We start from the raw sequence: 12497 nt of genomic DNA, 5'->3' as shown, positions 1-12497 counted from the left end.
CCGTGTGCTCAGAGCCCGCCCTCCGTCATGCCGTGCACCGCCGGAACGGTGCCGAGGCGGCCCTTCTGGAAGTCCTCGAAGGCCTGCTGGAGTTCGGCGCGGGTGTTCATGACGAACGGGCCGTAGTGGGCCATCGGCTCGCGGATCGGCTGCCCGCCGAGGAGGACGACCTCCAGGTCCGGGGTGTTGGAGTCCTGCCGCTCGTCCGCGCGGACGGTCAGCGAGGAGCCGGCGCCGAAGACGGCGGTCTGCCCGGTGTGGACGGGCCGGCGGTCCGCGCCCACGCTGCCGCGTCCGGCGAGGACGTACGCGAGGCCGTTGAAGTCCTCACGCCACGGCAGGGTCAGCTCGGCGCCCGGCCGCACCGTGGCGTGGACCATGGTGATCGGCGTGTGCGTGATGCCGGGGCCCGCGTGCCCGTCCAGCTCGCCGGCGATGACCCGCAGCAGCGCGCCGCCGTCCGGGGTGCTGAGGAGCTGCACGGTGCCGCCGCGGATGTCCTGGTAGCGGGGCGCCATCATCTTGTCCTTGGCGGGGAGGTTCACCCAGAGCTGGAGCCCGTGGAAGAGGCCGCCGGACATGACGAGGGCCTCCGGCGGCGCCTCGATGTGCAGCAGACCGGAGCCCGCCGTCATCCACTGGGTGTCACCGTTGGTGATGGTGCCGCCGCCACCGTTGGAGTCCTGGTGGTCGAAGACGCCGTCGATGATGTAGGTCACGGTCTCGAAGCCGCGGTGGGGGTGCCAGGGGGTGCCCTTCGGCTCGCCCGGCGCGTACTCCACCTCGCCCATCTGGTCCATCATGATGAACGGGTCGAGGTGCTTGTAGTTGATCCCGGCGAACGCGCGGCGGACCGGGAAACCCTCGCCCTCGAAGCCACTGGGCGCGGTCGTCACGGCCAGCACGGGACGGTTCACGGCGTCGGCGGGCGCGGCCACTCGGGGCAGGGCCAGCGGGTTCTCGACGGTCACTGCAGGCATGTCGGTACCTCCTTGTGCTTCGAGTTTAGTTGAGCGTTGAACTTTCTGCCACCCGTAACGACGAACGCCCGGAGGGCATTCCCTCCGGGCGTCCGCCAGGGTGAGACACAAGGGCCGCGCGGCGCGTCAGCCGCGCATTCCGTCAGCCGTACATACGGCGCATCGCGAAGTCCACCATCTGCTCCACGGCCTTCGCGTCGAAGACCATCCGGTGCTCGCCCTCCATGTCGATCACGAAGCCGTAGCCGGTGGGGAGCAGGTCGATGACCTCGGCGCCGGTGATCACGAAGTACTTGGACTCCTTGCCGGCGTACCGGCGCAGCTCCTTGAGGGAGGTGAACATCGGGATGACGGGCTGCTGGGTGTTGTGCAGCGCGAGGAACCCGGGGGTATCGCCGCGCGGGCAGTACACCTTGGACGTCGCGAAGATCTGCTGGAAGTCCTCGGCGGCCAGGGAACCCGTGGTGAACGCGCGGACCGCGTCCGCGAGGGACGGCGGGGACGGCTCGGGGTACAGCGGCGGCTGCTGGCCGTATCCGCCGGGCATCTGCCCGCCCGGCATCTGGCCGGGCATCTGCTGCTGCGGCGGGACGTACCCCTGCTGGGTGCCCGCGTTCTGCTCGTAGCCGTACATGCGTCAAAGAGTAGTGGGCCACATATGGCCCATCCGGGGTTGCTTCTTATTACTGACGGGTAGCATCATCGTAGCTACTTGCTGGTACGTGAATCTAGGTGCGAGGAGTTCCCTTCCTCGCCGATCCCTTAACGGAGCCGTCGCCATGGGGCACTACAAGTCGAATCTCCGCGACATCGAGTTCAACCTCTTCGAGGTGCTCGGCCGCGACAAGCTGTACGGCACCGGCCCGTTCGCGGAGATGGACACGGACACCGCCAAGAGCATCCTGGAGGAGCTGACCCGCCTCTCGGAGAACGAGCTGGCCGAGTCCTTCGCGGACGCCGACCGCAACCCTCCCGTCTTCGACCCCGAGACCAACACCGCGCCCGTGCCGGCCTCCTTCAAGAAGTCGTACAAGGCGTTCATGGACTCCGAGTACTGGCGCCTCGGCCTGCCCGAGGAGATCGGCGGCTCCACCGCGCCGCGCTCCCTGATCTGGGCCTACGCGGAGCTGGTGCTCGGCGCCAACCCGGCCGTGTGGATGTACTCCTCGGGCCCGGCGTTCGCCGGCATCCTCTTCGAGGAGGGCAACGAGGTCCAGAAGCACATCGCGAAGATCGCCGTCGACAAGCAGTGGGGCTCCACCATGGTCCTCACCGAGCCCGACGCGGGCTCGGACGTCGGCGCCGGCCGCACCAAGGCGGTCCAGCAGGAGGACGGCTCCTGGCACATCGAGGGCGTGAAGCGCTTCATCACCTCGGGTGAGCACGACATGTCGGAGAACATCCTCCACTACGTCCTCGCCCGCCCCGAGGGCGCCGGCCCCGGCACCAAGGGCCTGTCCCTCTTCCTCGTCCCGAAGTACGAGTTCGACTTCGAGACCGGCGAGCTGGGCGAGCGCAACGGCGTGTACGCGACGAACGTCGAGCACAAGATGGGCCTCAAGGCCTCCAACACCTGCGAGATGACCTTCGGCGACCGCCACCCTGCCAAGGGCTGGCTGATCGGCGACAAGCACGACGGCATCCGCCAGATGTTCCGCATCATCGAGTTCGCCCGCATGATGGTCGGCACGAAGGCCATCTCGACCCTCTCGACGGGCTACCTGAACGCGCTGGAGTACGCCAAGGAGCGCGTCCAGGGCCCCGACCTGGCGAACTTCATGGACAAGACCGCGCCCAAGGTCACCATCACGCACCACCCCGACGTGCGCCGCTCGCTGATGACGCAGAAGGCCTACGCCGAGGGCATGCGCGCCCTGGTGCTGCACACCGCCGCGATCCAGGACGAGATCCAGGTCAAGGAGGCCGCCGGCGAGGACACCGCCGCCCTGGAGGCCCTCAACGACCTGCTCCTGCCGATCGTGAAGGGCTACGGCTCCGAGAAGGGCTACGAGCAGCTCGCCCAGTCGCTCCAGACCTTCGGCGGCTCCGGGTTCCTCCAGGAGTACCCGGTCGAGCAGTACATCCGCGACGCCAAGATCGACACCCTGTACGAGGGCACCACCGCGATCCAGGGCCAGGACTTCTTCTTCCGGAAGATCGTCCGCAACCAGGGCGCCGCGCTGAACTCGCTCGCCGAGGACATCAAGAAGTTTTTGGCGCTCGGCACCGGCGGCGAGGACCTCTCCGCCGCCCGGGAGCAGCTCGCCAAGGCGGCCGTCGAGCTGGAGGCCATCGTCGGCCTGATGCTGACCGACCTCGCGGCCACCGAGCAGGACGTCAAGAACATCTACAAGGTGGGCCTCAACACCACCCGCCTGCTGCTCGCCTCCGGTGACGTCGTCGTCGGCTACCTGCTGCTGCGCGGCGCCGCCGTCGCCGCCGAGAAGCTGGAGACGGCCGCCGCCAAGGACAAGGCCTTCTACACCGGCAAGATCGCGGCCGCGAAGTTCTTCGCCGCCAACGTCCTGCCGGGCGTCACCGGCGCGCGCAAGCTCGCCGAGGGAGTCGACCTGGACCTGATGGAGCTGGACGAGGCCGCCTTCTAGCCGGCCCCGGCCACCTCGGGCGCCGGGACGCCCCGCCACCTCGGGGTTCCCGGCGGCCCTGCCCCCTCGGAGGCGGGGCGGCCACCCGAGCGGAACCCGGACCTCCGGTCAGGGTGTCCCAAGGTGTCCGCCCTTCACATCCCCCTTACGAGGGCCCGCTCCCATCCCCGGGAGCGGGCCCTCGCGCGTCGTTAAGGTGAACACCATGAGTGCACCCTCCCGCTTCGACCGCGGCCACACCGACGACCTCATGTCCTTCCTCACGGCCGGCCCGACGCCGTACCACGCCGTGGCGGCCGCCGCCGAGCGGCTGGAGAAGGCCGGATTCCGTCAGGTCGCCGAGACCGACGCGTGGGACGCGAGCAGCGGCGGCAAGTACGTGCTGCGCGGCGGCGCGATCGTCGCCTGGTACGTGCCGGAGGGCGCCGAACCGCACACACCGTTCCGGATCCTGGGTGCGCACACCGACTCCCCCAACCTGCGCGTCAAGCCGCTGCCGGACACCGGCGCGCACGGCTGGCGCCAGGTCGCCGTCGAGATCTACGGCGGCCCCCTGCTCAACTCCTGGCTCGACCGCGACCTGGGCATCGCCGGACGGCTCTCGCTGCGCGACGGCTCCACCCGCCTGGTCAACGTCGACCGGCCCCTGCTGCGCGTCCCGCAGCTCGCCATCCACCTCGACCGGTCGGTGAGCACCGACGGCCTCAAGCTCGACAAGCAGCGCCACCTCCAGCCGGTGTGGGGACTCGGCGACCCCCGCGAGGGCGACCTGATCGCCTTCCTGGAGGACGAGGCGGGGCTGCCCGCCGGCGAGGTCACCGGCTGGGACCTGATGACCCACTCCGTCGAGAGACCGGCCTACCTGGGCCGTGACAAGGAGCTGGTCGCGGGCCCGCGGATGGACAACCTGCTGTCGGTGCACGCCGGCACCGCCGCCCTGGCCGCCGTCGCCACCTCCGACACCGGCCCCTCGTACATCCCCGTCCTCGCCGCCTTCGACCACGAGGAGAACGGCTCGCAGAGCGACACCGGCGCCGACGGACCGCTCCTCGGCGGTGTGCTGGAACGCTCGGTCTTCGCCCGCGGCGGCTCCTACGAGGACCGGGCCCGCGCCTTCGCCGGCACCGTCTGTCTGTCCTCCGACACCGGCCACGCCGTGCACCCCAACTACGCGGAGCGGCACGACCCGACGCACCACCCGCGCGTCAACGGCGGCCCCATCCTCAAGGTGAACGTCAACAACCGCTACGCCACCGACGGTTCGGGCCGCGCGGTGTTCGCCGCCGCCTGTGAGAAGGCCGGCGTGCCCTTCCAGTCGTTCGTCTCCAACAACTCGATGCCCTGCGGCACGACGATCGGCCCCATCACCGCCGCCCGGCACGGCATCCGGACGGTCGACATCGGTGTGGCCATCCTCTCCATGCACAGCGCCCGCGAACTGTGCGGCGCCGACGACCCGTTCCTCCTGACGAACGCGCTGGTGGCGTTCCTGGAGGGCTGAGATCCGCCCCCGGTCAGGGGCCGCCGCCCGCGCTCCGGGAGCGGCGGCGCCTGACCCGAGCGCTCGCCTCCGCATGGCTCGCGGGGACCCGGGTACCCGGAACACGCCCCGAAAGACTCCGAGTTGCTCTTCCAAGGAGGCGGACACCCATGGGCCTGGGCGGATGCATCATCCTGATCGCCGCAGGTGCGATCCTCACGTTCGCGACCGACTGGCACATGGCGGGGGTCAACCTCCACGTGGTCGGCGTGATCCTCATGATCGTCGGTCTGATCGGCGTGGCGACCTTCAGCAGCGTCGCCCGCCGGCGCCGCGTGGTCATGGAGCCGACCACCACCGTGGTGGAGGAACGTCACCACCGCGGCGACGGCTACCACGACGGCTACGGCGTCTGATCCCGGCCGGACTCCTCCGAGCCGGCCACCCCCGTCCGACGCGTCCGACCCATCCCGTTCCGGCCGGCCGACCGGCGTCACCGCGAAACGGTGGGACGGCGGGAGCGGCTGATCCGGACCGGTCCGGATCAGCCGTGGCGCAGACCGCGCGGGCCATCGGCCCGCCTCAGCCGTCCATGCCCGCGAGCACCAACGGCAGCCGGTCCGCGCCGCCTTCGGTCAGGCGCACCGGAACACCCCAGTCCTGCTGGTGGACATGGCAGGCCGGGTACTCGTTCGCCGGGTCGTCGTCGCAGGACGCGGCCATCGCCGACACGTGCAGCACGCCCTCCTCGACGGCCGGGTTCAGCTCGACGGACCGGGTGAGGTCCGTCCCCGCGCCCTCGCCCGCGAGCAGCAGCTCCGCGGGCGTCGCGGAGACGAGCAGCCGGGTGGACGGCCCGTAGCGGGTGTCCAGCTTCTGCCCGGCCGGTGCCTGGAAGATCACGTCCAGCCGGACCGTCCCCGCGGTGACCTCGGTCGCCGCGCGCCGCGTGCGGTGGGCGACCGACTCCACCCGTACCGCCTCCTCCGGGAGGCGCAGCCGGGTCAGCCGGTGCCGGGCCGACTCCACCACCACGATGTCGTCCCCGACGAGCACGGCGTCGCTCGGCTCCCGCAGATCGGTCGCCAGCGTCGTCACCTCCCCGGTCGCCGGGTCGTAGCGGCGCAGGGCGTGGTTGTACGTGTCGCTGACCGCCACCGAACCGTCCGGCAGGGCGGTCACGCCCAGCGGGTGCTGGAGCAGCGCCTGGTCCGCGGCGCCGTCGCGGTGGCCGAAGTCGAAGAGGCCCGTGCCGACGGCCGTGTGCACCGCGCCGTCCAGGTCGACCCAGCGCAGCGCCGAGGTCTCGGAGTCGGCCAGCCAGAGCCGGTCCCCGGTGGCGGCGAGCCCGGACGGCTGCGCGAACCAGGCCTCGGGGCCCGGCCCGTCCACCAGGCCCTCGTTCGTCGTGCCCGCGACGACCCCGACCGTCTCCGTCCGCGGGTCGTACGCCCACAGCTGGTGGACGCCCGCCATGGCGATCCACACCTTCCCCCCGAAGAGGGCCACGTCCCACGGCGAGGACAGGTCGACCTCGCGCGCGGGCCCTGACGTCGGTGTCCCCTGCCACCACTGGCGGCCGGTGCCCGCGAGGGTGCCGACCTCGCCGGAGGCGAGATCGACCCGGCGCAGGGCGTGGTTCACCGTGTCCGCGACGACGACCGTGTCGGCGTCGAGCAGCGCGAGCCCCTGCGGCTCGCTGAACCCCGCCGCCCCGGCCGGGCCGTCCACGAAACCCCGGACGCCGGAGCCGATCCGCCGCACGACCGTCTCGCCGTCCTCCGCCAGCTCCACGAGCTGATGCCGGGTCGTGTCGCTGACCAGCAGATTCCCGCTCGGCAGGGCCAGCGCCTTGCCGGGGAAGCGCAGCACGGTCGGCTCCGGCTCGGGCGCCACGTACGGGCCGTCGCCGCGCCGCAGGGTGCCCTTCGCCCCGTGCTCGGCCTCCAGCTCCTCGACCAGCCGCGCGATCGCGTGCGCGTGCCCTTCGCCCGCGTGCTGCGCTACGACGTACCCCTCGGGGTCGATCACCACGAGCGTCGGCCAGGCCCGCACCGCGTACTGCTTCCAGGTGGCCAGCTCCGGGTCGTCCAGCACCGGGTGCTCCACCCCGTAGCGCTCCACGGCGTCCACGACGGCCTGGTGCTCGGCCTCGTGCACGAACTTCGGCGAGTGCACACCGATGATCACCACGGTGTCCCGGTGCTTCTCCTCCAGCTCCCGCAGCTCGTCCAGGACGTGCAGGCAGTTGATGCAGCAGAAGGTCCAGAAGTCCAGTACGACGATCCGGCCGCGCAGGTCGGCGAGGGTGTACTGCTGACCGCCCGTGTTCAGCCAGCCACCCTTGCCGATCAGCTCGGGGGCACGGACACGGGCACGGCGGGCGGACGGCGCCGGAGCGGGCGCCGGGGTGGCGCCGGAAGCGGGCGCCTGGGCGGAGTCGTTCATGGATCAAGGGTGCCACCTGCCTCGGACATCCGGTCGAGCGCCTGCCTCCGGACGGACACGGCCCCGCGCTCCGGCCCGCGCACTCCGACCTGCGCGCTCCGACCTGCGCGCTCCGACCTGCGCGCGCCCCCGCGCGCACCACCCCGGTCAGCCCGTCGGCCTACCGTCGGCGTTGCGGGGCGGTCGCCGGGGAACCGGTGAGGGCATGAGATACCTCGTGCGCGACCGGCTGCTCGGTTTCGGTGACGACTACTGGATCGAGGACGACCACGGCAACAAGGTCTTCCTCGTCGACGGCAAGGCGATGCGGGTGCGGGACACCTTCGAGCTGAAGGACACCCGTGGACGCGTTCTGATCGACATCCACCAGAAGATGCTCGCCCTGCGCGATACGATGATCATCGAGCGGGACGGCGCACCGCTGGCGACCATCAAGCGCAAGCGGCTGTCCCTGCTCCGCAACCACTACCGGGTCGCCCTGGTCGACGGCACCGAACTCGACGTCAGCGGCAAGATCCTCGACCGCGAGTTCGCCATCGACTACGACAACGAACTGCTCGCCCAGATCTCCCGCCGCTGGCTGCACATCCGCGACACCTACGGCGTGGACGTCGTCCGCGAGGACGCCGACCAGGCGCTGCTGATCGCGGTGGCGGTGTGCGTGATCCACCTGGCGGAGAAGGAGCGGGGCGACGACTGAGGGCGCCGCCGCGGACCGACCCTTGCCCCGGGCGCACACGCCCCACGCCCGGCGCCCGGCGGTCGGCGGCACGGCGCGCGCCGGCGGCGAGGCGGGGCCGGAGGTGAGGCGGGGCCGGCGGTGAGGCGGGGCCGGAGGTGACGCGGGGCCGGAGGTGACGCGGGGCCGGAGGTGGGGTGGGATCAGCGGCAAGGCGCGCCTGGCGGTGAGGCGGGATCAGCGGCGCGGCGGAGCCAGGCCCAGCACGCGGTCCTTGAGGGCCGGGAACTGGTCCCGGGTCGCCGTGACCTTCCCGGGGTCGAACTCCACCCTGAGGATCTCCTCGCCGGAACCCGCCGCCTCGGCGAGGACCTCGCCCCAGGGGTCGACCACGATCGAGTGACCGGCCTGGGGAACTCCCGCGTGCGTACCGGCCGTTCCACACGCGAGGACATACGACTGGTTCTCGACGGCGCGGGCCTGGGCGAGCAGGGTCCAGTGGGCGCGCCGCCGCTCGGGCCAGCCGGCCGGAACGACGAGGGTCTGGGCCCCCGCGTCGACCAGGCCGCGGAAGAGTTCGGGGAAGCGCAGGTCGTAGCAGGTGGCCACACCGATGACGGTCTCCGGGAGCCGGACCGTCACCAGCTCGCCGCCCGCCGCCATGAGCACGGCCTCGCCCTGGTCGAAGCCGAAGCGATGGATCTTCCGGTAGGCGGCGACGCGTTCACCGGAGGGGGAGTAGACGAGGGAGGTGTTGTAGAGGGGAGCGCCGGCGGGGGAGCCGTCGGACGGGGCCCGCTCCGGGATCGAGCCCGCGTGCAGCCAGACGCCCGCGTCGCTCGCCGCCTTGGCCATCGCCTCGTGGGTCGGGCCGTCCAGCGGTTCGGCCTCGGCCGCGAACTCCTCGTAGGCGAAGGCCCCGGTGGTCCACAGCTCGGGGAGGACGACGAGATCGACTCCGGCCTGATCCCGTACCAGTTGCGCCACGCGGCTTCTCCGTGCGGCGACCGATTCGTCGTCGTTTACGTCGATCTGAAGGAGAGAGGCGCGCACAGTACCACCGTCCTGGCATTCGAGCCGTCGATACGGGCCTACGATCGTCACACGAAAGCACTGCCGGGGTGCCTCACAGCAGCGTAACTTAGCGTCCCAAGACACCCGCTGCCTGTGCACTGCCCGCGTCCAACCGCCCGAGGGGTCCCGTTCCGTGAGTCTGCATCCCAGCCTTCAGTCCTACGCCGACGCCTGGACCCACTCGATCGAAGCGATATCCGAGCTGGTGCAGCCGCTTGCGGAGGGTGAGTGGAACCGGCGGACCCCGTGCCCGGGCTGGTCGGTGCGGGACATCGTCTCGCATGTCATCGGCATGGACTGCGAGATGCTCGGCGACCCGCGGCCGATCCACACGCTGCCCCGGGACCTCTACCACGTGACGAACGAGCACCAGCGGTACATGGAGATGCAGGTCGACGTGCGCCGTCACCACACGGCGCCGGAGATGACCTCCGAGCTGGAGTACACGGTCATCCGCCGCAACCGGCAGTTGCGGAACGAGTCGCGCCAGCCCGACGCCAAGGTGCGCGGCCCGCTCGGCACCGAGATCACCCTCGAACAGGCCATGCGCAACCGCGCGTTCGACGTGTGGGTGCACGAGCAGGACCTGCGGACCGCGCTCGGCCGGCCGGGGAACCTCGACTCCCCCGGTTCGCAGATCGTGCGGGACGACCTGCTGGCCGCGCTGCCCAAGGTCGTCGCGAAGGACGCGGGCGCTCCGGCGAACTCGGCGGTCGTCTTCGACGTGCACGGTCCCGTCGAGTTCCTCCGCACGGTCCGGATCGACGCCGACGGGCGCGGTTCGATAGACGGCGCCCCCTCCCTCGGCCCCGCCGCGAGCCTCTCCCTGGACTGGGAGACCTACGTCCGGCTCGCCTGCGGCCGGGTGACCGCTGACTCCGTCGCCGACCGGGTCAAGACCGAGGGCGACCCGGAGCTGACGGCCGCGATCCTGCGCAACTTCACGGTGACGCAGTAGTCGTACCGCACCCCGCAGCCCTGCGGCACCCCGCAGGCGTACGGCACCGCGCAGTCGTGCGGCACCCCGCAGGCGTACGGCACCCCGCAGGCGTACGGCACCGCGCAGTCGTACCGGGAGGGTTTCCGCCGGGGCGGGGTCCGGTGGCGGGCGGTGGTTAGGCCGGGACGTGCACGGTCTCCACCCGGCTCGCCACCAGCCGTTCCCGTTCGCGGCGGGCCGCCTGACCGCGCAGCCGGAAGATCTGGCTGAGGCCGAGCGCCTGGAGGACGAACACCGCGGCGAAGGCGACGCGGTAGTTGTCGCCGGTGGCGTCGAGCAGCACCCCGATGGCCAGCAGGGTGGTCATCGAGGCGACGAAACCGCCCATGTTGGTGATCCCGGAGGCGGTGCCCTGACGCTCCGGCGGGTTCGCGGGGCGCGCGAAGTCGAAGCCGAGCATCGAGGCCGGTCCGCAGGCACCGAGGACGGTGCACAGCACGATCAGGGTCCACATCGGCGCGTGCTCGCCGGGATAGACCAGCACGGTCGCCCACACCACCGCCGTCGCGGCGACGGTGCCGAGGGCCAGCGGAAGCCGCGCCTGGTGGTGCCGGGCGACGATCTGCCCGTAGACCAGGCCGACGACCATGTTGGACAGGACGACCAGGGTGAGCAGTTCACCGGCGGTGGCGCGGGAGAGGCCCTGCGCCTGGACCAGGAACGGCAGCCCCCACAGCAGCAGGAACACCATCGCCGGGAACTGCGTGGTGAAGTGCACCCACAGGCCGAGCCGGGTGCCCGGTTCCCGCCAGGCCGCGGCGATCTGCCGGCGGACGTAGGCGGCGCCGTGGTGCGGGAACGGCTCCGGCTCGTGCCCCTCGGGGTGGTCCTTGAGGAAGAGCAGCAGCAGGACGAGGACGACGACACCGGCGGCGGCGCTGCCCGCGAACGCGGCGGTCCAGCCCACCCCGTGCAGCAGCCGGGCGATGACGAGCGTCGACACCAGGTTGCCGGCCATGCCGACCAGGCCCGCGAGCTGGGCGACGAGCGGTCCGCGCCGGGCGGGGAACCACCGGGTGCCGAGCCGCAGCACGCTGATGAACGTCATCGCGTCACCGCAGCCGAGCAGCGCGCGGGAGGCGAGCGCCATCCCGTAGGAGGAGGAGAACGCGAAGCCGAGCTGTCCGGCCGTGAACAGCAGGACGCCGATGGTCAGCACCTTCTTGGTGCCGAGCCGGTCGACGAGCAGCCCGACCGGTATCTGCATGCCCGCGTAGACGAGCAGTTGCAGGATCGAGAACGTGGACAGGGCGGAGGCGCCCACGTGGAAGCGGTCGGCGGCGTCGAGCCCTGCCACCCCGAGGGACGTCCGGAAGATGACCGCGACGAAGTAGACCGCGACGCCGATGCCCCAGACGGCGACGGCTCGCCGGCCGCCGGGCGGATCGCCGGGCAGCGTGGCCGGGGAACTCATCGGACCTCGCCCCGGGCCAGGTTGGAGAACCAGCTCACGTGGTCGTGGATGAGCCCGACGACCGCCTCCGCGTCTCCGGAGCGCAGCGCCTGGAGGATCTGCTCGTGCTCGGTGAGGGTCTTGGTGACGCGGTCGGGGTGGGCGTGCATGACGGCGACTCCCATCCTCAACTGGCGGTCGCGGAGCTGGTCGTAGAGCCGGGACAGGATCTCGTTCCCGCCGCTGCGGACGATCTCGGCGTGGAAGCAGCGGTCGGTGACCGCGGCGGCGGCCAGGTCCCCGGCCGCGGCCTGCTCCTGCTGCTGGGCGAGCAGTTCCTCGAGGCGGGCGATGAGCCGAGGCGACGCCGGTACGGCCTTGCGGGCGGCGTGTTCCTCGACGAGCTGGCGGGTCTCGACGACGTCCGCGATCTCCTGGGCGGAGACCGGCAGGACGAGGGCACCCTTCTTCGGGTAGAGCCTGATCAGTCCTTCGACTTCGAGCCGGAGCAGCGCCTCGCGGACCGGGGTGCGCGAGACCCCCACGGCGTCGGCGAGTTCGCCTTCGGTGAGCAGGGTCCCGCCCTCGTAACGGCGTTCCAGGACGGCCTGCTTGACGTGTGCGTAGACGCGGTCGGCGGCGGGCGGCTGCTTCACCGGCTGCCGGGCCGGAGCGGGTGGGGCTGAAGGCATGCGCACATCATAGATACAACACGTACGCATGCCCGGCGGCGTTTCAGCATGCGGACCCCGCGAGGAAGTTGGTGTAACCCAGGTCACACTACTTTCACCGTTTCGCCATACATCCCTTTGCCGTTCTGGGGAGTCGGTACACCAG

Annotated in this window: 11 protein-coding genes; 5 read left to right on the top strand and 6 right to left on the bottom strand. The window is 71.3% G+C overall.

Annotation, left to right across the window (positions count from 1 at the left end; all coding sequences use genetic code 11):
* Window positions 1–8: 8 nt before the first annotated feature.
* Together AB0912_RS01885 and AB0912_RS01880 are read right to left on the bottom strand one after the other, a co-directional pair.
* On the bottom strand, window positions 9–980 hold the full coding sequence (locus AB0912_RS01885; RefSeq protein ID WP_366695641.1) for a pirin family protein: 972 nt from the start codon (window positions 978–980) through the stop codon (window positions 9–11).
* Between the two features lie 142 nt (window positions 981–1122).
* Window positions 1123–1614, bottom strand: a complete 492-nt coding sequence (locus AB0912_RS01880) for an SseB family protein (protein WP_366695639.1) — start codon at window positions 1612–1614, stop codon at window positions 1123–1125.
* 145 nt (window positions 1615–1759) lie between these two features.
* Here AB0912_RS01880 and AB0912_RS01875 point away from each other — a divergent pair, with 145 nt between their 5' ends.
* From AB0912_RS01875 to AB0912_RS01865, 3 genes are all read left to right on the top strand, one after another.
* Complete coding sequence (locus AB0912_RS01875; protein WP_366695637.1) at window positions 1760–3586, top strand: acyl-CoA dehydrogenase; 1827 nt, start codon at window positions 1760–1762, stop codon at window positions 3584–3586.
* A gap of 205 nt (window positions 3587–3791) precedes the next feature.
* Window positions 3792–5087, top strand: coding sequence for a M18 family aminopeptidase (locus AB0912_RS01870; RefSeq protein ID WP_366695635.1), 1296 nt, complete (start codon window positions 3792–3794; stop codon window positions 5085–5087).
* 149 nt (window positions 5088–5236) lie between these two features.
* A complete protein-coding gene (locus tag AB0912_RS01865) occupies window positions 5237–5482 on the top strand; it encodes a DUF6458 family protein (protein ID WP_266847692.1) in 246 nt (81 codons plus the stop codon).
* A 166-nt stretch (window positions 5483–5648) separates the two neighbouring features.
* Here AB0912_RS01865 and AB0912_RS01860 read toward each other — a convergent pair whose 3' ends face one another.
* Window positions 5649–7514 (bottom strand): NHL domain-containing thioredoxin family protein, encoded by a 1866-nt coding sequence (locus tag AB0912_RS01860; protein ID WP_366695633.1) that lies wholly within the window; start codon window positions 7512–7514, stop codon window positions 5649–5651.
* Between the two features lie 205 nt (window positions 7515–7719).
* On the opposite strand from AB0912_RS01860, the gene AB0912_RS01855 reads away from it, so the two are divergent.
* Window positions 7720–8214, top strand: a complete 495-nt coding sequence (locus AB0912_RS01855; protein WP_366695631.1) for an LURP-one-related family protein — start codon at window positions 7720–7722, stop codon at window positions 8212–8214.
* 216 nt (window positions 8215–8430) lie between these two features.
* Here AB0912_RS01855 and AB0912_RS01850 read toward each other — a convergent pair whose 3' ends face one another.
* Entirely contained in the window at window positions 8431–9246 is an 816-nt protein-coding gene (locus tag AB0912_RS01850) for a carbon-nitrogen family hydrolase (RefSeq protein ID WP_366695629.1), read from the bottom strand.
* Window positions 9247–9400: 154 nt separating this feature from the next.
* Here AB0912_RS01850 and AB0912_RS01845 point away from each other — a divergent pair, with 154 nt between their 5' ends.
* Complete coding sequence (locus AB0912_RS01845) at window positions 9401–10225, top strand: maleylpyruvate isomerase family mycothiol-dependent enzyme (RefSeq protein WP_366695627.1); 825 nt, start codon at window positions 9401–9403, stop codon at window positions 10223–10225.
* A 157-nt stretch (window positions 10226–10382) separates the two neighbouring features.
* On the opposite strand, the gene AB0912_RS01840 is transcribed toward AB0912_RS01845, so the two are convergent.
* Both AB0912_RS01840 and AB0912_RS01835 read right to left on the bottom strand, forming a co-directional pair.
* A complete protein-coding gene (locus tag AB0912_RS01840; protein WP_366695625.1) occupies window positions 10383–11681 on the bottom strand; it encodes an MFS transporter in 1299 nt (432 codons plus the stop codon).
* The gene (locus AB0912_RS01835; RefSeq protein ID WP_366695623.1) at window positions 11678–12352 is read right to left on the bottom strand and encodes a GntR family transcriptional regulator; all 675 of its coding nucleotides are present in this window, start codon (window positions 12350–12352) and stop codon (window positions 11678–11680) included. Before AB0912_RS01835 ends, AB0912_RS01840 begins: the two co-directional genes overlap by 4 nt.
* Window positions 12353–12497: the final 145 nt, after the last annotated feature.

The organism is Streptomyces sp. NPDC007084 (assembly GCF_040703595.1).
In the GTDB taxonomy this organism is placed as follows: Bacteria; Actinomycetota; Actinomycetes; order Streptomycetales; family Streptomycetaceae; genus Streptomyces.
Note: the sequence above shows the minus strand (reverse complement) of the source record. Positions and strands in the feature narration are given on the sequence as shown.